This window comes from Peribacillus deserti (assembly GCF_002863585.1).
In the GTDB taxonomy this organism is placed as follows: Bacteria; Bacillota; Bacilli; order Bacillales; family DSM-1321; genus Paraperibacillus; species Paraperibacillus deserti_A.
Map to the genome: position 1 here is coordinate 1 of NZ_PGUY01000066.1, position 25219 is coordinate 25219.

Genomic DNA, 25219 nt, shown 5'->3' on the forward strand with positions numbered 1-25219 from the left:
GTGCTTTTCAAGAAAAGATCCATCCAAAAGCTGAATGATGATCTTTTTTCATTAGAGGCAAAACGGTAAAAGAAAAGCAGACACCTGATAAAGAAGACTTGCTGATTGGCAAGCGATAGCGAAGACAGAAGCTTAGTCGCCCTTACCACGCTCGTAACGCCACGTCCTGTGGCTCCGCCTGGCTCGCACATCCTGTGCATCGTGCGTTAGCCCGGCATAAGACTAGCGACAGTAAAAGGCCGATTTTGCCTTTTAATGGCGATTGGCTAGACCCGCGGTGTCAGTCCGGAGCCGGACAATACCCGCAGCTCCCGCATGAGTCTCGCACCTTACGTTCCAATCAACTTGTTTAATAATTAAAGCGTTTAATCCTGTGATCCAATCTGCTTTTTTGTTTTCACGGGGCAGGGGTGATATAATTTGTAAAGCTAAGTTAGAGAGAGAAAGGAAGTACCTTCATGAAAATTAAGGATCTTGTCTTGCCGGCAATCAATCAGTTTGCTTCAGACTATATAAGTGGCAGGCTTAAGACGGATAATTTTTTTCATTATGATATAAATGATGAAAAAGTGTTTGAAAAAAGATACAGCGAGCTAATGAACCGCCATTTCTATAGGAAAGATCTTGCTGAACATATCCGTCAGTATATGGATCCTTTTGGAATAAACGAATCTGTAAGGATGAACATTGAAGCTCTTGAACGAGAAGATTCGGTTGTAGTTATCGGGGGCCAGCAGGCAGGCTTGTTAAGCGGACCGCTGTATACGATACATAAAGCGCTGTCGGTCATTAAGCTGGCAGAGCGGCAGGCAAAGGCATTGAATAAAAAAGTGATTCCGGTATTCTGGATTGCGGGAGAAGACCATGATATCCAAGAGGTAAATCACGTATATATGATGCATAATAGCAAGCCTGACAAGGTTTCCTTCCCTATGTATATCACCAAAAAGCCAATGGTTTCGGATGTGAAACTTGAATATGCTGCAGCTATGTCCTGGGTGGAAAAGATCATCGAAAGCTATGGGGAAACGAATTATACGAATGATCTCCTGAAGAATGTCAGCAAACTGGTTGAAGAATCCGATAATTTCTCAGACTTCTTTGCCCGTTTAATGCATACCTGGTTTAAAGAAAGCGGGTTATTGCTGCTTGATGCAGCAGATCCAAAATTAAGAAAACTTGAATCTGAATATTTTACAAGAATGATAAAAAATGCTGATTTAATAACCAATGCAGTCATTTCCCAGCAAAACTTAGTAGAGGCTGAAGGTTACAAAAAAGCGATAGATATCGGGTCAAATGCTGCCAATATCTTTTACTATGATGCTGAGAATCAGGAACGGACGCTGCTGGAGCTTAACGGAAGCGGTGACTTTATTGCTGATAAATCTGATTCCTTATCATTCACCCAGACTGACATGCTGCATATGGCTGAAACGCGGCCCGAGTGCCTAAGCAACAATGTAGTGACCCGGCCAATCATGCAGGAAAGTTTATTTCCTGTTCTTGCATTTATTGCCGGCCCTGGAGAGGCGGCCTATTGGGCTGAACTGAAACAGGCTTTTGAACTATTCGAAATGAAAATGCCTCCGATCGTTCCAAGGATGAACCTTACTATTGTCGAAAGATCTATAGAAACGGACCTGAATGAGCTTGGCCTTGATCTGGAGGCTGCACTTACCGGGAAAACCAAAGAGGCCCTTCAGCAATATCTGGAGTCAATCAAGGACGAAACTCTGGTTCAACTGCACCAGCAGCTGATACAGAATGTAGACAGATCCCATGCTGCATTTTCCGAGCAGGCCCTAATGATTGATGAATCACTGAAGCCGCTGCTTATCAAAAACCGGGAGTTCATTCGGAAACAGCTGGATTTCATTTATGAGAAAACAGACGAAATGAATAGAAGAAAACATGAGATCGTTATAAATAAATACGAAAGAGTTTCAGCTTCTCTGTACCCCCTTAATTCTCCGCAAGAGAGAATTTGGAATCCATTTTATTACCTGAATAAGTATGGTCCGGATTTCATCAAAGAGCTCGCAAGACTCGAATACGAATTCAATAACAAACATAAAGCCATATTGTTATAAAGAGAAGCAATGCCTCACAAACGGGGCATTGCTTCTTGTTTTTATTTTGGGGGTTTTTTAGAAAATCACGATATGGTTCTACTGGCCATGCTTGATCATTGATACACTGCCGTCACAGATTCTTAGAGGCTTAAACTTGAGTTTATAAAAGATTATCGTGAATCATGCCATTATTCGAAAAACTTTTCAGCATTAAACTAAGTGTTATGATTCTCGGCTAAACGGGTGCTTTAGGGGATACCCTCGGCTCTCTGTATAGATAATTTGATCTTTCTTAAGTCTTTCTTAAAGATCATTGTTTATTTTTGGGACTGTATTGAATGCAGGGATATGCGAGACTCATGCCGGATGACCCAAGAACCCGGGGGCGTAAACGCTTAGGAGCCACACAGAGCTGGGTGCTTAGCGGAAAAGGGCGGGCAATTTGAACGGCGCTTTCCATAAAGAAAATCATGTGTTTAGTGAAAAAAATTACAATAGATTAAAACTCTTTTAAAAAACATAAAAATGGTGGTGAAAAGTGGGGGGATGTGGTACATTGAAAATAGAAAGTGGGGGTAGTGGCAAATGTTCATGGGCGAATACCATCATAACATTGATAACAAGGGCCGGATTATCGTTCCAGCAAAGTTTCGAGATGGACTGGGCGAGGAGTTTGTTTTGACCCGTGGTCTTGATCAGTGTTTATTTGGTTATCCATTGGATGAATGGAAGCAGCTCGAAGAAAAGCTAAAAGCTCTGCCGCTTACCAAGAAAGATGCGCGTGCCTTCACGCGATTCTTTTTTTCGGGGGCATCAGAATGCGAATTAGACAAACAGGGCCGAATTAATATACCCACACCGCTTACTGCTTATGCGCAGCTAGAAAAAGAATGTGTTGTTCTCGGAGTTTCCAATCGAATTGAGATTTGGAGCAAACCTCTTTGGGAAGACTATTTTACAAATTCCGAAGATTCATTCGCTGAAATTGCTGAAAATATGATTGGTTTTGATATCTAAAACAGCACTACAGGTGAATGTGTTCATTTTCGATTGGAAGGTGATGTTATTGTTTCAGCATACGACCGTTTTATTGGAAGAAACGGTAAATGGCTTAAATATTAAGCCAGATGGCGTTTATGTGGATTGTACAATGGGCGGGGCAGGACACAGCGAATATTTATTGTCCAAGCTATCCCCATCAGGAAAGTTATTTGCATTTGATCAAGATGAAACAGCCGTAAGAAATGCAGAAAGAAAGCTTGAGAAATATGGCGATCAGGTTACCATTATTCAACGGAATTTTAAGCATATAACAGAAGAGCTTAATAATCGCGGCATACATACCGTAGATGGTATTCTATACGATTTGGGAGTATCCTCTCCTCAGCTGGATACACCCGAGAGAGGGTTCAGCTATCATAACGATGCCCCGCTTGATATGAGGATGGATCAAAGTTCTGGTCTATCAGCCTATGATGTTGTCAATAGCTGGTCATTTCAGGAACTTACTAAAATTTTCTTTCGGTACGGAGAAGAAAAATTTTCCAAGCAAATTGCCCGAAAAATAGAAGCGGCCAGGGATATCAAGCCGATTGAGACCACTTTCGAATTGGTAGAGCTGATTAAGGAAGGAATTCCTGCTCCAGCCAGGAGAAAAGGCGGCCATCCAGCAAAACGGATATTCCAGGCCATTCGCATAGCCGTTAATGATGAATTAGGAGTATTTGAAGATTCCCTCCATCAGGCCATTGACCTACTGGCGCCAGAAGGACGTATTTCAGTAATTACCTTTCATTCTCTGGAAGATCGGATCTGTAAATCGGTATATAAACAATTAGGTGAAGTACCTCCTCTTCCACCTGGGCTTCCCATTATTCCGGAAGAATATAAACCTACAATAAAAATCGTAACAAGAAAGCCGATAATACCAAGTGACGAGGAGCTTGAAAGAAATAACCGTGCCAGGTCGGCTAAACTGCGAATAGCAGAGAAATTATAAGTGACAGGTAAGGGGGAAAAATAATGAGCACTGTAGCTAAAAAGATTCAAGAGCAGCAGCAGACTGTGCCTCAAAAGAAAGTCCAATCCGTTGTCCGCCATAAGACAGGCATCACGTTTGGAGAAAAGATCCTATTAGTGGTTTTTGCTGTGCTTATAGCAGGAGCGGGAATAAAAATTATTGCTAACCAATCTGCCATCTACAATGTCAATATTGATATCCAGCAGGTTGAAGGTTCAATTGATGATCAGAAAAAAGTTAACGGCGATTTGAAAGTACAGGTAAGCGAGCTTAGTACATATGAAAGAATTTGGAAAAAAGCAGAAGAGCTTGGCCTTAAACTGAATCAAAACAACGTTAAGGTTGTGCAGGAATAATGCAGATTAAGCAAAAGAATATTTCAACTGGAGCAGTGTTCCTATTTTTTATATTTGGACTGCTCTTTTTTGTTTTAGCCGGGAGGTTTCTCTTCATTGAGGTGACAGGTGAAGCAGGCGGAACGGCGCTTGCAAGGAAACTTGAGACCAAATACTTAAGGCAGGACATACTGGAAGCCCGCAGAGGAAGCATTGTGGATAGAAATGGCGAGGCAATTGCCGAAGACACGGTCTCCTATAAATTAACAGCTATTCTGGACCGGTCCGTTACTTCATCAATAAAACATCCGAAGCATGTAGTCGATCCCAGAAAAACTGCCGAAAAGCTGTCCAAGTATATTGATATGGATGAAGAAGAAATATACAAGCGGCTAAGCAAAAAAGGCGTATTCCAGGTTGAATTCGGATCAGCCGGAAAAGATATAACCCATCAGACGAAGAAGGAAATCGATTCTCTTAAACTCCCAGGAATCATGTTCCAGAGAGAATCTAAGAGATTTTACCCTAATGGAGTATTTTCATCCCATGTAATAGGATTCACCGAAAGTAAATACAATGAGAAAACTAAGAAAGACGAAGCCGTGGGCAGAATGGGTCTTGAAAAGACCATGGACAAGTATTTAAAAGAGAAAGACGGCGTTATGGAATACGATAGTGACAAATGGGGCTTTTTGCTGCCTAACTCCAAGGAGAAAATCACAGCACCTCAGGACGGATCCACAGTATCAGTTACTCTGGATAAAAAAATACAGACTTTCTTGGAAGATTCAATGAATACGGTACAAGAGAAGTATAATCCTAAAAAAATGATCGCAGTCGTAGCAAACCCAAAGACCGGCGAAATACTGGCGATGAGCCAGAGGCCTTCGTTTCATCCTAAAACAAGAGAAGGCCTAGAAAATGGGTGGCAGAACCTGGCTGTAGAAGACTCATTTGAACCGGGCTCTACCATGAAGGTATTCACCTTGGCCGCTGCCGTTCAAGAGGATGTTTTTAACCCTAATGAGCAATATAAATCCGGGGTATACAAGGTGAACAAGTCTGGACAAATCAAAGATCATAATGGTGGAGAAGGCTGGGGGACTATATCCTACCTTGAAGGCCTGCAGAGATCATCCAATGTTGCTTTTGCCAAATTGGCCATGGATAAGCTGGGCGAAGATCGATTCAGAAATTATCTGACGAAATTCGGTTTTGATAAACCTACAGGAATCGACCTTCCAAACGAGGCAACAGGTAAAATTCTTTATAAGTGGCCAATAGAAAAAGTGACCACAGCATTCGGACAAGGAACGGCCATCACGCCAATCCAGCAGATCCAGGCGGCATCAGCCATTGCAAACAACGGCAAAATGATGAAGCCGTATGTGATAAAAGAAATTACAGACCCAGACACTAAAAAAGTCATTAAACAAACGAAACCAACGGTGGTTTCACAGCCGATCAGCGCTGAGACCGCTAAAAAGGTAAGGGATTATCTTGGAACCGTAGTAACGGCAGAGCATGGGACAGGACAGCGTTATAAAATTAACGGATATGACGTAGCCGGGAAAACAGGTACTGCCCAAATGCCGGGACCTGACGGGAAGTATTTGGTTGGGAATCAAAACTACGTATTCTCCTTCCTGGGTATGGCTCCCAAAAACGATCCTGAGCTTGTCATGTATGTAGCAGTCCAGCAGCCGGAGGTCGAATATTACGCCGATGGCGGCATACCTGTATCCATGATCTTTAATACAGTTATGAGAAACAGCCTTCAATATTTAAATATAGAGCCGTCCAAAATAGAAACAAAGAAAGCGGAAGCGATCGAAGACTATACTGATAAAGATTTACAAAGCTCCGCAGAAGCACTCAAGTCAAAAGGCTACCAAGTAACCACCCTTGGTAAAGGAACGCAGATCATCGACCAGAATCCTAAGCCTGGCACCAAACTGCTGGAAGGCGAACGGATTATATTCCGCACTGAAGGGCAATTAACTGCGCCGAACATGAACGGCTGGTCCCTAAGAGATGTAATGAAGCTGGCTAAAATCGGCAGCATCCCGTTACAGACGGTTGGCAACGGCTATGCAGTTAAACAAAATATAAAAGCCGGAAACAAACTTTCAGACAAAGACTATCTAATCGTCCAATTGGAAACTCCAGAGGAAGATATAGAAAAGACAGAACCGGAACCAGAAGAAAATAAAGGATCATAGACTGCAAACAGGGGAAACGGGACGTGCCGTTTCCCCTGTTTCTTTGTTTGGGAGTGCGGCTCGGAATTGGGACTGGATGACTAGCGGAAGTTTGCTTGTTACAAACGCCTGTACGAGCGCTGGTGCTTAAATGATTGAGTATAGGCGTAAAGTGTGGGAGTAAGCATAAATGTCTGTGAGTGAGTATACAAACCTGTCTGTGAGCGTGATATGCAGGAGTAGGGATCACAGGCTGTTCATAAGTTAAACAGCCAGCGGTAAGCTGGGGTGGCAGTACATAGCATGGCTGACACTACATAGCATAGCATGCTGGCGGTTCATAAGCATTAATAGTAAAGTAAGGATATAAGGCTGGGTCAGCTGTAAGCATACTTGGCTGTTAAATAAGTTTAAACCTTCATCAGTAAGCAATGCCAAGCTGTTCATAAAAATAAACAGGCTGCGGTAACCATACCTGGTTTTCATATGAATAAACAGTTCAGAGGGTAAGAATACCTAGTGTTGTCTTGTATAAACAATCAGCAGTGAGCATGCCAAGCTGTTAACAAGTATAAAGGGTAAGCGGTAAGCATATCTGATTGTTCATAGCATAAACAGTAGGGAGTAGGCTGAATTGGCTGTTCATAAATAATCTGAGGTATGCATTACTGGCAGTTCATAAGCCTAAACACTCACGGTAAGTATAGATGGCTAGCTATTTATAAGTATAAACAGGCCGCGTAAGCCTACCTTTCTGCCCATAAGCATAAATAGGCCGCGTAAGCCTACCTTTCTGCCCATAAGCATAAATAGGCGACAGTAAGCATAAAAGGCTATTCATAAGCATATACCCGGCAAGATAAGCATAGGGCAGAGTCAGATAAGCATAAATCATCGAAACATAATCATTAACTTGCTAAACATAAGCATAAACCTTCCAAACATAAGCATAAACCTACAAAAGATAAGCATAAACTTTATGTGGTAATCAAAATCCATTAACTATTTAATAAAAGCAGCCATTTTGCACCGGGTATTGCAGGGGAGATCTCCCTATTGATCAGCTTTTTCCATTTTCAATACAATTTGTGTGAAAAACGAGGTCCGTTTCCCAATTTTCGAAGGTTTATTCAATGAATTTATTCGGGGTCTACCCTCCGCTGTAAATTTTAAAGCCACTTTACTTTCGATTATAATAGGAAACATTATACAAACCGCATGCCTTGTGAATAGACCTATAATACGGTCATCCACCGAAAAAGCACGTCGTAGCGGCTTAGAAGCACAACCCGTTATCACGGTCATCCACCGAAAGAGCGCGTCGTAGCGGCTCAGATGTATAACCCATTAACACGGTTCCATCGAAAAAGCGTATCTTAGTGAATCAGAAGCACAACACCTCACCATCAGGGATATCCACCGAAAGAGCATTTAATAATTGAATTGAGATCGTATAGCATCTGATCAAAAACACCCCATGTTTCATGAGTAATATCACTCCAAAGAGATTCCCCCGCCTAAAGGTTCATCCTTTGCACGGCCCGGAAATACTTGTTCTGAATGCACCTGTACAAGCATAGATTCATAACAGTGAAGGCTTATGGAGGTGCGATTCATGCGTGTTTCGAATGTAACGGTACGTAAGAGATTAGCGATTGCGCTGATTGCCGGTTTGCTTATTTTTTTCATTATAGACGTGAGGCTGGGGTATGTTCAGTTTTTTCTCGGTAATTCGCTTACAGATAGGGCAAAGGATTCCTGGAGCAGGAATCTGCCTTTTGAGCCCAAGAGAGGGGAAATTCTGGACAGGAACGGGGTGGCGCTGGCTACCAATATCAGTGCACCTACTATTTATGCGGTTCCGCGGCAGGTTAAGGATCCAGCCGGAACTGCTGAGAATCTTGCTTCTGTTTTAAAAATGGACAAACAGAAGGCATACCAATTGATCACATCAAGGCAGTCTATGGTGAAAATTCCTGAGGGGCGGAAGATTTCGCATGAGAAAGCGAAGGAGTTAAGGGCTCTTGGACTAAAAGGAATTTATATAGCAGAGGATTCTATAAGGCATTACCCGTTTGGTAAGTATCTATCGCATGTTCTTGGATTTGCTGGAATTGATAATCAAGGCCTCATGGGTATTGAGCTTTCGTATGATGAAGAGTTGAAAGGCAGCAAAGGGTATGTCAAATTTTACGCAGATGCCAAAGGGAAAAGAATGGAAAAGATGGCTGATGATTATAAAGCGCCTGAGGATGGTCTTGATTTAAAACTGACCATTGACAGCAAAATTCAGACCATTGTAGAAAGAGAGCTTGATAATGCGGAAGCAGCGTACAATCCGGATGGAATCGTTGCGATTGCGATGGATCCGAAAAGCGGGGAAATTCTGGCAATGTCCAGCCGGCCGACATTTGATCCAGCCAAGTTTAGAGATGTACCTCAAGAGATTTATAACAGGAATCTGCCGGTTTGGAGTACATATGAGCCGGGTTCCACGTTCAAGATCATCACGCTGGCAGCAGCGCTGGAAGAGAAAAAAGTGGATCTATTAAAGGACCAATTTTATGATTCAGGATCAGTTGAGGTCGGGGGAGCGAGGCTGCATTGCTGGAAGCATGGCGGCCATGGATCTGAATCCTTCCTTGAGGTTGTTCAAAACTCTTGTAACCCCGGGTTTATCGAATTAGGGGAGCGGTTAGGGAAGGAAAAACTATTTTCTTATATTAAGAATTTTGGGTTCGGTCAGAAAACGGGTATCGATCTTCAGGGGGAAGGGAGAGGAATTCTCTTCAATCTAGATAGAGTCGGCCCTGTTGAACAGGCTACCACTGCTTTCGGGCAGGGAGTTTCTGTGACGCCGATTCAGCAGGTAGCAGCTGTTTCTGCTGCTGTTAATGGAGGGACCTTGTATACACCGTATATAGCCAAGGAACTTACCGATCCAAAAACAGGTGAAGTAATAATGAGAAAAACACCTTCTGCTAAACGGAAGGTAATCTCAGAGGAAACCTCCAAACAAATTAGGGCTGCTTTGGAATCGGTTGTTGCGCAAGGAACCGGTGGAAAGGCTTTTGTTGAGTCCTACAGAGTGGGAGGAAAGACCGGAACGGCCCAAAAAGTTAAGAATGGGAGATATATGGAAGGGAATTATATCGTTTCCTTTATCGGTTTCGCTCCTGCGGATGATCCGCAGATAGTAGTATATACTGCGGTTGATAATCCGAAAGGAACGGTTCAATTCGGGGGAACAGTCGCTGCACCTATTGTAGGTAAGATTATGAATGATTCGCTCAGGGCAATGGGGGTTCCGCCTCGCAAAAACCAGATAGAAAAGAAAACAAATTGGCTTGATCCTGTGATGATCGAGATTCCTGACTTAAAGGGAATGTCAGTTAAAGAGCTGCAGACACAGCCGTTCAATATTAATTTGGATGTGTCCGGAAAAGGAGATTTGGTTGTGAAGCAGTCCCCGCCTGCTGGGATAAAAGTAAAAGAGGGCTCAACCATAAGAATTTATCTTGGCGAAAAAGCTGAATAAGTATAAAATATATCTTGGAAAAAAACGGCTGTGTTTCAAAACCAGCCGTTTTCTGTGCTTATCCATATAGCCAGCATTCACATCTAAGCATTTTAATAAAACGGGAGCACCTTACTGAATTTGGCTGGCACAGCACGTTTTTCCATTCTTATGGGACAAAAGAAATGAGTTTGCAGTTTCTTTCTTAAAATTGCCCATTTAATTAGCAAGACCAGCCGATTTCGTATAGAATAGAAATTAGTGTCAAGTTTTAGATAGTGAGGGAATGAAAATATGAAGTTACATAGTTTGTTAAGCCACTTGCCATTATTACCGGCTGTGCCGGCTGAGAATCCGGAAATTACTTCAGTTGAGAATGACCATAGATTAATAAAAGAAGGAAGTCTATTTATCTGTGTTAAAGGCTATACAGTGGATGGGCATGATCTGGCCCATCTAGCTGCAGAGCGTGGAGCTAAGGCCATTATAGCTGAGAGGGAGCTGGACTTACAGATCCCGGTGGTTGTTGTACCGAATACTGTAAAAGCGATGGCCATCCTTGCAGATGCCTTTCATGGGCATCCAACCAAGCGCTTAAATCTGATAGGTATCACAGGAACGAATGGAAAAACCACAACAAGTCATCTGATTGAAAAGATGTTTAGAGATGCGGGATCTAAGACGGGCCTGATTGGTACGATGTATACGAAAATTGGCGACGAAAAGCAGGAGACGAAAAACACGACACCCGACAGTCTCACGCTGCAGAAAGTATTTAATCAGATGGTTGGGCGTGGTGTAACCCATGCTGTGATGGAAGTTTCTTCACACGCTCTGGAACTGGGAAGGGTGAATGGCTGTGATTACGATATCGCAGTGTTTACAAACCTTACCCAGGATCATCTGGATTTTCATGGAACGATGGAAAACTATAAATTCGCAAAAGGACTTTTATTCTCGAGGCTTGGGAATGGCTATGGCGAATCGAAACCTAAGTTTGCTGTCCTTAATGCAGATGATCCGGCTTCAGCGGATTTCATGAAGTATACCGCTGCACAGATTTTAACGTATGGAATTGATCAAACTGCGGACGTTATGGCGAAAGATGTGGCCATTTCATCTTCAGGTACACGCTTTTCCTTGACAGTGATGGGCCGCGAGACAGAAGTAAAGCTTAAGATGGCTGGGAAATTCAGTGTATATAACTCTCTGGCTGCCCTGGCTGCCGGGCTTTGTGCTGGATTAGACCTGCAGTCGATGATTGCTTCACTGGAGGCGGTAAATGGAGTTTCAGGACGCTTTGAACTTGTGGATGAGGGGCAGGATTTTGCAGTCATCGTTGATTATGCACATACCCCGGATAGTTTGGAAAATGTAATCCGCACGGTTAAGGAATTTGCCGGGCAGCGGGTATTCGTAGTAGTAGGATGCGGCGGGGACAGAGATAAAACGAAGCGCCCTTTAATGGCTCAGATTGCCTGTGAAATGGCAACAGATCCTATTTTTACGTCTGACAATCCAAGAAGCGAAGATCCGCTTGAGATCATAAAGGATATGGAAGATGGAGTGAAAGGCGAGAAATATACAGTAATCCCGGACCGTAAACAGGCAATTGGGCATGCCATTTCTGAAGCGAAAAGCGGGGATGTTGTCATTATTGCCGGAAAAGGCCATGAAACGTATCAAATCGTCGGGGATCACATTCATGATTTTGATGACAGGCTTGTGGCGAGAGAATTTTTACTGAAAAAGTGAGGTTCCAATGCTGGGGCTAAGTGATTGGTGAGTATTATAATCCGTTTTCCTTTTAACCCTTCTGAATAAAGTCTGCAGAACATATCTTAAATTTGATGAAAAATGAGAAAGAGGGAACCAGTTCATGTTAGTGCAAGTTTTGTTATTTACGATAGTGATGGGATTTTTAATTACGGTTCTTCTTTCTCCGGTATTTATACCTTTCTTGAGAAGACTGAAATTTGGTCAGAGCATCCGTGATGAAGGTCCTAAATCACATCAGAAAAAATCGGGTACTCCGACAATGGGAGGGATCATGATCCTCCTGGCTGGTGCGGTGACCAGTTTAATCATGACCGCGAAGTTTACGGAAACTTCAGTTGAAATATATCTGCTGCTTCTAGTAACACTGGGATTTGGCCTGCTTGGATTCCTTGATGACTTTATCAAAGTCGTCATGAAGAGGAACCTGGGCCTGACATCCAAACAGAAGCTTTTCGGGCAGATTATCATTGCTATTATCTTCTATTTGATTTTTAGAACAAGTGAACATTTCAGTCCAGAAATGATAATTCCGGGTACACATGTATCTTTTGATTTTGGATGGCTGTATGTAGCGGTTGTCATTTTCTGGCTTGTCGGATTTTCAAACGCTACGAATTTAACAGATGGCCTCGACGGCCTGTTATCGGGTACTGCGGCCATCGCTTTCGGTGCTTTTGCGGTACTTGCCTGGAATCAGTCGCAATACGATGTTGCTATTTTCAGTATTGCCATGGCTGGTGCAGTACTTGGATTTCTTGTGTTCAATGCCCATCCTGCAAAAGTCTTTATGGGAGACACGGGATCTCTTGCTTTAGGAGGGGCACTCGCTACGGTCGCGATGCTGACTAAGCTTGAGCTGCTGTTAGTAATCATAGCCGGGGTATTTGTTATTGAGACTTTGTCTGTTATTCTCCAGGTTATTTCTTTTAAGACAACTGGAAAGAGGATCTTTAAAATGAGTCCTCTTCACCATCATTACGAGCTTGTTGGCTGGTCGGAATGGAGAGTAGTTGTTACCTTCTGGTCTGTCGGATTTTTGTTTGCTGTGTTAGGAATCTATTTAGAGGTGTGGTTATAAGTGAAAGAAGTAACGAAATATCTTAGAAAAAAAGTCCTGGTACTTGGATTGGCAAAGAGCGGTGTTACAGCTGCTTCTTTGCTTCATAAACTGGGGGCATTTGTTACAGTCAATGACAAAAAGCCCATAGCGGAAAATCCGGAAGCTCAAGAGCTTGTGGAACAGGGAATAAAAGTGATCTGCGGAGACCATCCGATCGAACTGCTGGATGAAGGATTTGAATTAATAGTAAAAAATCCCGGGATTCCGTATACGATTCCTCTAGTTGAGGGAGCACTCGAAAAAGGCATTCCCGTTATTACAGAAGTCGAACTTGCTTACCAGATCTCAGAAGCCCCTTTTATAGGGATCACAGGGACAAATGGCAAGACGACTACCACTACCATTATTTTTGACATGCTAAATGCGGGGAATAAGAATCCTTTGATTGCAGGAAATATTGGGACGGTAGCATCAGGTGTTGCCGAGAAAGCCCGTAAGGAAAATGTGATTGTCATTGAGCTGTCATCTTTTCAGTTAATGGGGATAGAAGAGTTCAGACCTCATATAGCGGTCCTTACAAATCTATACGATGCCCATCTCGACTATCATGGGACAAAAGCAGAATATGCTAAGGCTAAAGGTGCAATCGGGAAATCCCAGACGGAAGACGATTATTTTGTATATAACGCTGACCAGCCGGACGTGTTCGAGCTGGCAAAACAGTCAAAAGCAGTTCTTGTGCCATTCTCTACCCAGAAGGCAGTAGAGGGCGGAGCTTATATTGAAGATGGATATATGTGTTTCAAAGGGGAAAAAGTCATTGCTCTTTCTGATGTTGTGCTTCCAGGGAAGCATAATCAGGAGAATATTTTGGCAGCCATCGCCGTTTCTAAGCTGAGCGGTGTACCTAATGAAGCCATACATAAGATATTGACTACATTTACAGGTGTGCGCCACCGTCTTCAATTTGTTGCTGAAATCGGAAAAAGAGTATTTTACAACGATTCTAAGGCAACCAATATTCTCTCAGCGGCAGCAGCCTTGAATTCTTTTGAAAAACCGACCATTCTTCTTGCCGGTGGCCTGGATCGGGGTAATGAGTTTGATGAGTTGAAGCCTGCTTTAAAAAATGTAAAAGCGTTGATTACTTTTGGCCAGACTGCACCTAAATTGGAGCGTGTAGCAAAAGAAGCGGGAATAACCGCCATCAAACGTGTCGATAATGTAGAGGCGGCCGTTCCTGCAGCTTTCGAACTCTCAGAAGAGGGAGATTGCATTCTTCTTTCTCCAGCCTGTGCAAGCTGGGACCAATATAAAACTTTTGAGGTCAGAGGAGACATGTTTATGGAGGCAGTGCATAGACTTAAGTAAGAGCTTGGTTACAGAAATGAAGCAGCCGCTTTGCGGCAGGGAAATTTAGCTTCATGCCTCCTTTGTGTATTCAGCATAGTAACTGAGACGATAGAGACTTCTTTATCGTCTTTTGTTATGCCAAAAAACTTGCCTATCTCTGCTTGCCGGCTCAAATCTACCAGCCAGAGGTGTATACCGTGCCTTTAAAAAAGTCGAACCCGGATTTTATCTTGATCATCGTGACACTAGGGCTCCTGGCAGTTGGCCTTATTATGGTGTACAGTGCGAGTGCCATTTGGGCAGATTACAAGTTCAATGATTCTTTTTTCTTTGCCAAACGGCAGATTCTTTTTGCCGGTGTAGGAATCTTAGCCATGTTTTTTATAATGAACGTAGACTATTGGACATGGCGGACATGGTCTAAAGTTCTCTTGATAGTCTGTTTTGTACTGTTAATTGCCGTACTCATTCCCGGAGTAGGCATGGTTCGGAACGGCTCAAGGAGCTGGATAGGAGTCGGGGCGTTCTCGATTCAGCCATCCGAGTTTATGAAGCTTGCAATGATTGCGTTTCTTGCAAAATTTCTTTCAGAGAGGCAAAAATATATCACCTCGTTTAAATCGGGGCTCCTGCCTGCACTATCTCTGGTATTTGTGGCGTTCGGATTTATCATGCTCCAGCCGGACTTAGGGACAGGCACCGTGATGACAGGCACCTGTATTGTGATGATATTTGTATCCGGAGCCCGAATCAGCCATTTTTCGTGGCTGGGTTTGATGGGGGTCGCTGGATTTGTTGGCCTGATCTTGTCAGCCCCATACAGGATCAAGCGAATTACGTCCTTTCTTGATCCATGGCAGGACCCGCTCGGCAGTGGATTTCAAATCATTCAATCACTGTATGCGATAGGGCCGGGAGGGTTATTCGGACTTGGACTTGGCCAAAGCAGGCAGAAGTTTTTTTACCTTCCGGAACCACAGACAGACTTTATATTTGCTATTCTTTCAGAGGAGTTAGGTTTTATAGGAGGTTCCTTTGTGATCCTCTTATTCGCACTGTTATTGTGGAGGGGGATCAGAATATCTCTCGGTGCTCCCGATCTCTATGGCAGCTTTCTGGCTGTCGGCATTATTGCCATGGTTGCCATCCAGGTAATGATCAACATCGGAGTAGTTACAGGGTTAATGCCGGTCACGGGAATTACTCTTCCGTTTCTAAGCTACGGCGGATCCTCGCTGACACTGATGCTCATGGCTATCGGGGTTTTATTAAACATCAGCAGATATTCCCGGTATTAACCCTTTCAATACGTTACAAAGCTCTGCAGACATGCCTGCAGGGCTTCTTTACTAGTACGGGAGCCCGATTTTAACCCGCTGATATCAATAAAAAGGAAGTTCTGCCAGAAGTTAAGAGAGAGAAATAGTCATATTTGAGTTGGAAAACCAACCCTGTTTAGAATATAGTAGAAGAGGGAAAAGCGGAAAGCGGTGCCTTCCTAAATTTATTTATACAGGGGACAGATGATTCTCTCATTTATTTCTGCAGGCTGTTTAAAGGGAAGGCAGAGACCGGACCAGCATAAGACGAGGAGCCCTTTGGGAGTGTTCTTCTCCCGGAGGGGTGCTTGGCTTATGTCTCGAGGGTCTCAGCTTGGAGCTGGACAGAGGGAAAAGCGGAAAGCGGTGCACCGAAAAGCGGACAACGGTGCTTTTCAGCTCAAATAAATTGTAAGCAAGATGATAATATGTCTTGTTTGACCCTCAATATACTTAGAAAAGCAGCCATCCGACTAGCATAAGACGAGGACTGCCAGAAGGCGTTCTTTGCCTTCTGGCAGGGCTTGGCTTATGACGGGAGGGTGGCAGTTCGAAGCTGGACAAATAGAAAAGCAGACCACGTTACTTGTTAACAAAGGACGTGTCAGGCAGAAGAATCATCCATCCATTTGTGCAAACCTCAATCTCAAAACCAACACTATTCATAAATTAGTATTTAACTATTTGATCAAAATAATTATAATGATATGGTTGATGAAATGTTAAGCTGCAAGCTTCATTCGGGGATCTGAATCTGCCAAACTTCTAAGAAATAACTTATGGAGGCGGATGTTAAAATGGTGGAAATAGACTGCCTGGAGGCTTCATTGCTTTGCAGATGTTTAAAAAACTACGAGGTGACTTCCAATAATGAGAATCGCAGTGAGCGGCGGCGGAACCGGCGGCCATATATACCCGGCCCTGGCATTAATCCGTGAAATAAAAAAGAGGGACCATAAAGCATCTTTTCTTTATATCGGTACGGAAAACGGTCTGGAGAGCAATATTGTTCCTAGGGAAGATATCCCCTTTAAATCTATACACATTACGGGTTTTAAAAGGAAAGTATCCTTCGAAAATGTGAAAACCGTTTTAAGGTTTTTAAAAGGTGTCAAAGATAGTAAAAGAATTTTAAAAGAGTTTAAACCGGATGTCGTAATTGGAACCGGCGGATATGTATGCGGCCCTGTTGTTTATGCAGCTGCAAAACTAGGAATCCCCACGATTATCCATGAGCAGAATAGTGTACCAGGCCTGACTAATAAATTCTTGAGCAGGTATGTTGATAAAATCGCGGTATGCTTTGAGGAAGCAAAGCCGTTTTTCCCAGAGGCAAAGACGGTGATGACCGGCAACCCTAGAGCTTCAGAGGTCATTGACTATAAAGGGAAAAAGGGCCTTGTTTCGCTTGGGATGGATCCAAATAAAAAAACAGTATTGATATTTGGCGGCAGCCGTGGAGCGAGACCGATTAATAACGCAGTGATTAAAGTTCTTGCAGAGTTAAGAGAAAAGCCATATCAGATTCTGTACATTACTGGTGAGGTCCATTATGAGGCAATCCTTAAAGAAATTGAGCTGAACGCCAACCCTGAGAACGTGGTTATTAAGGCTTTTGTCCATAACATGCCAGAAATTTTATCAGGAATTGACTTGGCAGTTACCCGTGCTGGTGCAACAACCCTTGCCGAGCTTACGGCATTGGGAATTCCGAGCATATTGATCCCAAGTCCATATGTAACAGATAATCATCAGGAAAAAAATGCCCGTGCATTGAGCGAACATGGAGCGGCAGATATTATTCTTGAAAAGGATTTAACCGGTGGAAATCTAGTGCAGATGATGGATTCGATCCTCATGGATCCAGTTAAGCATATGGATATGAAACAGGCAGCTAAAAACAAAGGCGTTCCAGATTCTGCCGAACGTCTTTATCAGGTAATGAAAGAACTAAAAAAGAAATAATGATTTGAATCATAAGTTATAAGGTCTTTTGCACTTGGTTCACATTTGAATCATAAACTATAGGAATAAGATTAGTTTAAAAGCAGATGAAGGCTCCAGTTACAGGAATACTGATCTGCTTTTCTTATGGGCTTCAGCCTGTAAAAATGAAAGGGCGGTAATTATGAAAGAAGCAATTCGTGAACTTAAAGAAATGAATGTTGGAAAGGTTCTGGAGAACGAGCCGCTTGCAAGCCATACAACAATGAAGATTGGTGGTCCTGCGCAAGTTTTTGTAGAACCTTCTTCAATAGAAAATCTTGAAAAAACGATGAAAGTCATAAAAAAATATAATATTAAATGGCGGGCTATCGGCAGGGGTTCTAACTTGCTGGTGAGCGATAATGGTATTGAAGGGGCTGTGATTAAACTCAGCAGCGGGCTTTCTGATTTAGAGATTAATGATACAGAAATTAAAGCTGGGGCAGGCTATTCACTTGTAAGCCTTGCTACCCAGATGAGCAAAAAAGGCCTGTCGGGTCTTGAGTTTGCTGGCGGAATTCCAGGTTCAGTCGGTGGTGCTGTATATATGAATGCCGGGGCCCATGGTTCTGATATTTCAAATATTCTTGTTAAAGCACATGTCCTGTTCGATGATGCCACTATGGCCTGGCTTACAAAGGATGAAATGGAATTTTCTTATCGAACTTCTGTCCTGCAGACAAAAAAACCCGGCATTGTAATTGAAGCCGTTTTTTCCCTGCAAGAAGGTGACCGTGAAAAGATTGTGGAAGAAATCAGAAATAACAAGAATTACCGCAAAGAGACTCAGCCTTATAATCACCCTTGTGCCGGAAGTATATTTAGAAATCCACTTCCATCCCATGCAGGAAAATTAATTGAAGAAGCCGGACTCAAAGGCCATTCGATTGGTGGAGCAAAGATATCTGATATGCACGGCAATTTTATTGTTAATGCAGGAGGAGCAACAGCGGATGACGTTTTAGCTTTAATACAGCATGTTAAAGATACGATTTTTGAAAAGTTTGGAATCAAGATGGAAACTGAGGTTGAAATTATTGGAAGAAAATGAAGGGTATAACCACTGATTTCCTAGGAAATGTGTTATAATTATTCATTAGAAAAAACTCGGCTGCCCCGGTTAAAGTCGAAGCAGAGATAGTAATGGGTGCAGCAGAATTGTAATCTAAGCCAAGCAGTGCCTTGGGCAGTTTGGTAATTACATAAAGACCTCTTGTATTTGATGAAGTGTTATTGGGAGAGGTGAAATATGGAGAAGGGCAACATCGTTTCAATTGAAGAACGAATTCCAAAACTTAAACAGATTCGTAAGAAAAAAGCCAATAAAAGGCTGATTATGCTGCTCTCTTTCTTTTTCCTGCTTATTGGCGCTGTTGTATACCTTCAGTCTCCTTTAAGTCATATAAAGGATATTCGGATACAAGGAAACAAGTATATTGCTTCTCCACAAATAGAAGCTCTTAGTGGACTTTCTAAAGGCGACAATATTTGGGAAGTGGATAAAGAGCAGGTATGGCGAAGTTTAAAGCGGGATCCGCAAATAAAATCCGCCAAAGTTTCTTTAGCTTTTCCTAATCATATTAATATTCAAGTTGAAGAATATAGACGAATAGGATATCTATCGAAGGAGTCCAGGTATTACCCGATAATCCAAAGCGGTGAACTTCTTAAACCCTTAAAAAAGGGTGATTTGCCCGATTACGCACCGATTCTGGTGGACTTTTCGAAAGGTGATGCTTTGTCTCAATTAGTCTTAGAGCTGTCCAAGCTCCCTCCTGAAATATTAAACTCAGTTTCTGAGATTTATAATGATCCCAAAAAAACAGACCCCTATCATCTGGTCATTTTCATGAATGATGGATTTGAAGTAAGTGCAACCAGTAGAAGCCTGTCGGACAAGCTTATTCACTATCCGTCCATCATCAGCCAGCTTAATCCTAAGGTTAAGGGTGTCATTGACCTGGAGGTCGGCTCCTATTTCAAAGCATATGAAAAAGGAAACAATGGCAGCAGGAAGGGGACAGACGGGAAGGGGAACGAGTGAGTTTGAAATTAAAAAGCAAGCACTTTGTCCTTTCCCTTGTCGGCCTGGTCCTGGGATTTATGATTGCCTTTTCGTATAATCTTACGAAGGAAAAAGCCGAAAAGCCTAAGATGTCCGATAAAAGCTGGGACCGGGACTTTCAGCTTAGGGAAAAACTGGTTGAGCAGGAAGAAAAGACGAGAAAGCTGCAAAAAGAATTGTTTAGCAAACAGGCAGAAGTGACGTCTATGGAAAAGCAGATCTCAAAGGAAACAGAAAACTATTCTAATATAACAAAAGAGATGGACAAATACCGAATGTATCTTGGGAAAGTCAAAGTTAAAGGCAAAGGGCTGGAAGTGACACTGGATGACGGAGACTACCAATCTTCAGGAGATGTTAATAACTATCTTGTTCATGAACAGCATATTTTCAAGGTAGTCAACGAATTGTTCATCTCAGGTGCACAGGCAGTGGCCATCAACGGTCAGAGACTTACCAGGGAGTCCTATATTGTTTGCAATGGGCCCGTAATCACGGTTGACGGGACACAATATCCTGCTCCATTTGTTATCACAGCCATTGGAGACCCGGACGTCATGGAGGCTGCCATAGATATCAGCGGCGGGGTTAAGGAGCAGCTGGTAAACGAAAATATTACGTTTTCCGTGGAAGAGATAGAGGAAATCGAAATGGAACCGGTTTTGGGCAGTAAATAATTTTGCCGAAAAGAAAGCTGTGAAACGAATGAAAAAAGATATTAAATGGGGATTCACTGGCATTTCTATTATTGTAGGACTTATGCTGGCGATTCAATTCCAGACTGTTAAACAGCCAAAAATAGCAGATACAAGAGATGGATGGGAGCTGCGGACCCAAATTTTGGCGGAGCAGCAGCTGCAGTCAAAGCTGCTGACAGAGATCCGGGAGCTTGAGGCACAGGCTTCAAGTTATGAAACTCAAAGAAGCCAAAGCAAAGAAACAGCATTGAAACAGACACTGGGTGAATTAAAACGTGAATCAGGGCAGACCAAGGTTACTGGTGATGGAATAATCATTACCATTAAGCCTTTGGCTGAAGCCGAGCTTCTTGGTGAAACGATCCACTCCATTTCTCCTGAATTGCTGAAACGGCTGATTAATGAGCTGAATATGTACCATGCCGAACATATCTCGATCAACGGCCAGAGAGTTGTTAATACTACAGTAATAAGGGAGATAAATGGAGAACCAAAGATAGACGGTCTACCTCTAAGTAATTATCCCATTACAGTCAGAGTCCTCTCAAGTGATGTACAGAACCTGCGTGACCGCATCAAGGTTTCAAAGGTAATAGAGCAGTTTTTTATAGATAATTTATCTGTTGAGGTATCCGATCCTGTAAAGAAACTTACAGTTCCACCCTATCAGAATGCTATAAAAAGCAAGTATTTAGAACCTGCAGGAAAAGAATAAAAGGGGTGAATTCTATTGTGGCTGCCTATTTTTGGATTGATTCTCGGAGTAATTTTAGGGCTGCTTACTGATATTAGAATTCCTGAAGAGTATTCAAACTATCTATCAATTGCGGTTCTGGCTGCTTTGGACACGCTGCTGGGCGGAATGCGGGCATATCTGCAAAACTTGTATGACGAGAAGGTATTTGTTTCCGGATTCTTTTTTAATATTATATTGGCCGCAAGTTTAGCTTTTCTAGGTGTTCATCTTGGTGTAGACTTGTACTTAGCTGCCGTTTTTGCATTTGGAGTAAGACTATTCCAAAATATTGCGGTAATCAGAAGGATTTTGCTTGCGAAATGGACAAAATCCCCAGAAAAAAATTTATAGGTTTTTAAAGGGTTTAAAACGCTTTTGACGAATTGTTTTTATTAGTAATTTCAAATCTTATAGACTATTCTATATATTGAATTCATAGTTTGTTGTTCTATTTAAAAACTTTTTCAATTAAAGGAGGTGCCATAGAATGAACAGCAATGAAATATACGTAAGTCTTGACATCGGTACATCCAGTGTAAAAGTTATCATTGGGGAAATGGTCAATGACACATTAAACATAATTGGCGTTGGAAATGTGAAATCAGAAGGCATCAAAAAAGGTTCCATTGTCGATATAGACGAAACCGTTCATTCTATTCAAAGAGCTGTTGAGCAGGCTGAAAGAATGGTAGGAATGGAAATTAAGCGGGTTGTTGTCGGAATCAGCGGCAATCACATCTCTCTCCAGCCGTGTCATGGCGTTGTAGCGGTATCAAGCAACAACAAAGAAATCACAGAAGAAGACGTTGCACGTGTCAGGGAGGCAGCAGAATTATTGACAATCCCTTCTGACCGGGAAATTATTGACGTGGTTCCCATCCACTACAAGGTGGATGAACTGGAAGAAATCAGTGACCCGAGGGGCATGATTGGCGTCAGGCTGGAAATGAAAGGCATACTTATTACTGGTCTTAGAACGTTATTACATAATACACTGCGCTGTGTAGAAAGAGCAGGCCTTGAAATAACGGATATAGCTCTCCAGCCGATGGCGGCAGGCTCACTCGTACTTTCCAAGGACGAAAAGGAGCTTGGGGTAGCCCTTATAGATATAGGCGGTGGTTCTACTACACTTGCAGTCTTTGAACAAGGACACTTAAAGACCACTTTTGCCATTCCAATCGGTGGAGAAACTTTGACAAAGGATCTTTCTATTGTACTTAGAACTACTACAGAAGATGCTGAAAAAATAAAGATTACACACGGCCATGCATTTTATGATGAAGCATCTGAAGATGATGTCTTCAATGTGCCGATTATCGGCAGCGACCAAATGCAGCCTTGTAATCAGCTAATGATTTCTGAGATTATTGAGGCAAGGCTTTCAGAAATCTTCGAGCTGATAACCGATGAGCTTAGAAGAATGGGCTATGAGGATCTGCCCGGGGGATTTGTATTGACCGGGGGAGCAGTGAAAATGCCAGGGGTTCTGGATTTGGCACAGCTGATCTTTCAAAACAGGGTGAGAATGGCAGAACCTAACTATATCGGGGTTCGCGAGCCGCAATACACTACTGCAGTCGGGCTGATCAAGCACGCTTGTAAAAAGAGCAGAATGCAGGGTACGACTTTAGGAACTCCCGTAGCTGCTGCCAGTGTACCTGAAAAAGCGGAAAGAAGAGCCCAAAAGCCTTCGCAGCCTAAAGAAAAAGCTGAAAAACAGCCTGCTGAAAAAGGCGACTCAAAGTTCAAAAAGTTCCTTGGTTATTTCTTTGAATAAAAATCATCTCTGGATATCGTTAAAATAGGAGGATTGTCATGTTAGAGTTTGATAGTAATTTAGATTCTTTAGCTACGATAAAAGTAATTGGCGTAGGCGGCGGCGGTAATAATGCCGTAAACCGCATGATTGAACACGGAGTACAAGGTGTAGAGTTTATCGCTGTGAACACAGATGCTCAGGCACTTAATCTTTCAAAAGCGGAAATCAAAATGCAGATAGGCGGCAAGCTTACCCGCGGATTAGGAGCAGGTGCAAATCCAGAAGTAGGTAAAAAAGCTGCAGAAGAAAGTAAGGAACAAATTGAAGAAGCTCTTCGCGGAGCTGATATGGTGTTCGTCACAGCTGGTATGGGAGGCGGAACAGGAACTGGTGCTGCACCAGTCATCGCGCAGATTGCCAGGGATTTAGGTGCTTTAACTGTCGGCGTTGTTACCCGTCCGTTTACTTTCGAAGGAAGAAAACGTGCGACTCAGGCTCAAGGCGGTATTTCTGGAATGAAGGAAGCTGTTGATACGCTTATAGTCATTCCAAACGATCGTCTCCTTGAAATTGTGGATAAAAGCACTCCAATGCTTGAAGCGTTTAGAGAAGCTGACAATGTACTTCGTCAGGGTGTCCAGGGTATATCCGACTTAATTGCGACTCCAGGCTTGATCAACCTTGACTTTGCAGATGTTAAAACGATCATGTCTAACAAAGGTTCTGCATTGATGGGGATCGGTGTGGCGACAGGAGAAAACCGTGCGGCTGAAGCTGCGAAGAAAGCCGTTTCCAGTCCTCTTCTAGAAACGTCCATCGATGGTGCTCAGGGAGTACTCATGAACATTACAGGCGGATCAAACTTGAGCTTGTTCGAGGTTCAGGAAGCAGCCGATATCGTAGCTTCTGCATCAGATCAGGATGTCAACATGATTTTTGGTTCTGTAATCAATGAAAACTTAAAGGATGAAATTGTTGTAACTGTCATTGCAACCGGATTTAGCGAAAGTGAGATCCAACAGGCAAGGCCGCAAAGACAATCTTTCAATCAGCAGGCGCCTTCTTCTTACAGCCAGCAGCCGCAAAGTTCATTCAACGGGCAAAGACAAGCTCAGCCAGTGAAGCGTGAACTTAAGAGAGAAGAACCCGTTGAGCAGAATAGACAGCAGGCGGATGATGCTTTAGACATCCCAACATTCTTAAGAAATAGAAACCGCCGCAGATAAAATTTATTTAAAGAAATAACTGAAGGGGTTAGCTTATTGCCAGCAGCATTAAGCTAACCCTTTTTTATTTTGGCTCTATTCTAAAAGATTGTTTTTTTAATAAGTTCTGTGACTATTCTATTGTTTAACAGGCTGATTGGAACGTAAGGTACGAGACTCCTTGATCCAGCTGCAAGGCTTTAGACCCTCGAGTCATAAGCCAATCCGTCTATGGGGAGAAAAGCACTCCCCACAGCCGGCTAGTCTTATGCTTGGCTGACGCACGAAGCACAGGATGTCCGAGCCAGGCGTGGCCACAGGACGTGGCGTTCGAGCGTGGTAAGTGCGACTAAGCTTCTGTCTTCACTGTCGTTCTCCAATCAGCAAGTCTTCTTTATCGGGTCTCTGCCTGCCACTTTGTTTACCATTTTATATCTATTTGGATTAACACTGAGCTTTTAATATTTATATGCCTGAGCAGGCACCGCTTTCCGCTTTTCTGTGCGGGAGCAGCGGATATTGTCCAGCTCCAAGGCTTTAGACCCTCGAGTCATAAGCCAATCAGTCCATGAGAAGAAAAACCGCTTCTCACGGCCTGCTCGTCTTATGCTTGGCTAACGCATAAGTGCGACTAAGCTTCTGTCTTCGCTAACGCTTGCCAATCAGCAAGTCTTCTTTATCAGGTCTCTGCCTTCCCTAAAATTTGTGTTGATAAAAGATGAGCTTATCATGAGAGTTCTTAAACAGTGTTAATGGGGAAGGCACCGCTTTCCGCTTTTCGATTTGTCCAGCTCCGGACTGACACCGCGGGTCTAGCCAATCGCCATTAAAAGGCAAGATCAGCCTTTCACTGCCGTTCGTCTTATGCCGGGCTAACCGTACGAAGCACAGGATGTGCGAGCCAGGCGGGGCCACAGGACGTGGCGTTACGAGCGTGGTAAGGGCGACTAAGCTTCTGTCTTCGCTATCGCTTGCCAATCAGCAAGTCTTCTTTATCAGGTGCCTGCTTTTCTTTTAGTGTTTTGCCTCTACTTAAAAAAGATCATCATTCAGCTTTTGGATGGATCTTTTCTTGAAAAGCACCGTCCTCCGCTTTTCGATCAGGTGA

The 25219-nt window shown here is 43.0% G+C and carries 19 protein-coding genes; 18 read left to right on the forward strand and 1 reads right to left on the reverse strand.

All coding sequences use genetic code 11. The features are described from left to right. The coding region (locus tag CUU66_RS24620; protein WP_219622806.1) for a hypothetical protein at window positions 1-200 on the reverse strand (200 nt) is incomplete at its 3' end. Between the two features lie 258 nt (window positions 201-458). Between CUU66_RS24620 and bshC the strand changes: the two genes are divergently transcribed. From bshC to ftsZ, 18 genes are all read left to right on the forward strand, one after another. Next, complete coding sequence (gene bshC / locus CUU66_RS20330) at window positions 459-2093, forward strand: bacillithiol biosynthesis cysteine-adding enzyme BshC (protein ID WP_257968081.1); 1635 nt, start codon at window positions 459-461, stop codon at window positions 2091-2093. 567 nt (window positions 2094-2660) lie between these two features. Then, a complete protein-coding gene (gene mraZ, locus CUU66_RS20335) occupies window positions 2661-3092 on the forward strand; it encodes a division/cell wall cluster transcriptional repressor MraZ (RefSeq protein ID WP_101645230.1) in 432 nt (143 codons plus the stop codon). Between the two features lie 49 nt (window positions 3093-3141). Next, on the forward strand, window positions 3142-4074 hold the full coding sequence (rsmH, locus tag CUU66_RS20340) for a 16S rRNA (cytosine(1402)-N(4))-methyltransferase RsmH (protein ID WP_101645231.1): 933 nt from the start codon (window positions 3142-3144) through the stop codon (window positions 4072-4074). Between the two features lie 23 nt (window positions 4075-4097). Further along, window positions 4098-4451 (forward strand): cell division protein FtsL, encoded by a 354-nt coding sequence (gene ftsL, locus CUU66_RS20345; RefSeq protein ID WP_101645232.1) that lies wholly within the window; start codon window positions 4098-4100, stop codon window positions 4449-4451. Continuing rightward, on the forward strand, window positions 4451-6652 hold the full coding sequence (locus tag CUU66_RS20350) for a penicillin-binding protein (RefSeq protein ID WP_101645233.1): 2202 nt from the start codon (window positions 4451-4453) through the stop codon (window positions 6650-6652). Before ftsL ends, CUU66_RS20350 begins: the two co-directional genes overlap by 1 nt. Window positions 6653-8246: 1594 nt before the next feature. Further along, window positions 8247-10169 carry a stage V sporulation protein D gene (locus tag CUU66_RS20360; RefSeq protein ID WP_101645235.1) on the forward strand — a complete coding sequence of 641 codons (1923 nt, stop codon included), beginning with the start codon at window positions 8247-8249 and terminating at the stop codon, window positions 10167-10169. A gap of 273 nt (window positions 10170-10442) precedes the next feature. Further along, window positions 10443-11903: a UDP-N-acetylmuramoyl-L-alanyl-D-glutamate--2,6-diaminopimelate ligase gene (locus tag CUU66_RS20365; RefSeq protein WP_101645236.1), complete on the forward strand. Its 1461-nt coding sequence runs from the start codon at window positions 10443-10445 to the stop codon at window positions 11901-11903. A gap of 124 nt (window positions 11904-12027) precedes the next feature. After that, window positions 12028-13005: a phospho-N-acetylmuramoyl-pentapeptide-transferase gene (gene mraY, locus CUU66_RS20370; RefSeq protein ID WP_101645237.1), complete on the forward strand. Its 978-nt coding sequence runs from the start codon at window positions 12028-12030 to the stop codon at window positions 13003-13005. After that, complete coding sequence (gene murD, locus CUU66_RS20375; RefSeq protein ID WP_101645238.1) at window positions 13006-14358, forward strand: UDP-N-acetylmuramoyl-L-alanine--D-glutamate ligase; 1353 nt, start codon at window positions 13006-13008, stop codon at window positions 14356-14358. Between the two features lie 179 nt (window positions 14359-14537). Then, complete coding sequence (gene spoVE, locus CUU66_RS20380) at window positions 14538-15638, forward strand: stage V sporulation protein E (RefSeq protein WP_101645239.1); 1101 nt, start codon at window positions 14538-14540, stop codon at window positions 15636-15638. An 891-nt stretch (window positions 15639-16529) separates the two neighbouring features. Further along, a complete protein-coding gene (gene murG, locus CUU66_RS20395) occupies window positions 16530-17624 on the forward strand; it encodes an undecaprenyldiphospho-muramoylpentapeptide beta-N-acetylglucosaminyltransferase (RefSeq protein ID WP_101645242.1) in 1095 nt (364 codons plus the stop codon). 163 nt (window positions 17625-17787) lie between these two features. Beyond that, a complete protein-coding gene (murB, locus tag CUU66_RS20400) occupies window positions 17788-18696 on the forward strand; it encodes a UDP-N-acetylmuramate dehydrogenase (RefSeq protein WP_101645243.1) in 909 nt (302 codons plus the stop codon). Window positions 18697-18894: 198 nt separating this feature from the next. Next, entirely contained in the window at window positions 18895-19689 is a 795-nt protein-coding gene (locus tag CUU66_RS20405) for a cell division protein FtsQ/DivIB (protein ID WP_101645244.1), read from the forward strand. Then, window positions 19686-20387, forward strand: a complete 702-nt coding sequence (locus tag CUU66_RS20410) for a DUF881 domain-containing protein (protein ID WP_257968082.1) — start codon at window positions 19686-19688, stop codon at window positions 20385-20387. The genes CUU66_RS20405 and CUU66_RS20410 overlap by 4 nt, the downstream gene beginning before the upstream one ends. A gap of 28 nt (window positions 20388-20415) precedes the next feature. After that, a complete protein-coding gene (locus CUU66_RS20415) occupies window positions 20416-21123 on the forward strand; it encodes a DUF881 domain-containing protein (protein WP_101645245.1) in 708 nt (235 codons plus the stop codon). Window positions 21124-21138: 15 nt separating this feature from the next. Further along, window positions 21139-21495, forward strand: a complete 357-nt coding sequence (locus CUU66_RS20420; RefSeq protein WP_101645246.1) for a small basic family protein — start codon at window positions 21139-21141, stop codon at window positions 21493-21495. Between the two features lie 136 nt (window positions 21496-21631). Further along, complete coding sequence (gene ftsA / locus CUU66_RS20425; protein WP_101645247.1) at window positions 21632-22924, forward strand: cell division protein FtsA; 1293 nt, start codon at window positions 21632-21634, stop codon at window positions 22922-22924. Between the two features lie 38 nt (window positions 22925-22962). Beyond that, window positions 22963-24132, forward strand: coding sequence for a cell division protein FtsZ (gene ftsZ, locus CUU66_RS20430; RefSeq protein ID WP_101645248.1), 1170 nt, complete (start codon window positions 22963-22965; stop codon window positions 24130-24132). The last annotated feature ends 1087 nt before the right edge of the window (window positions 24133-25219 follow it).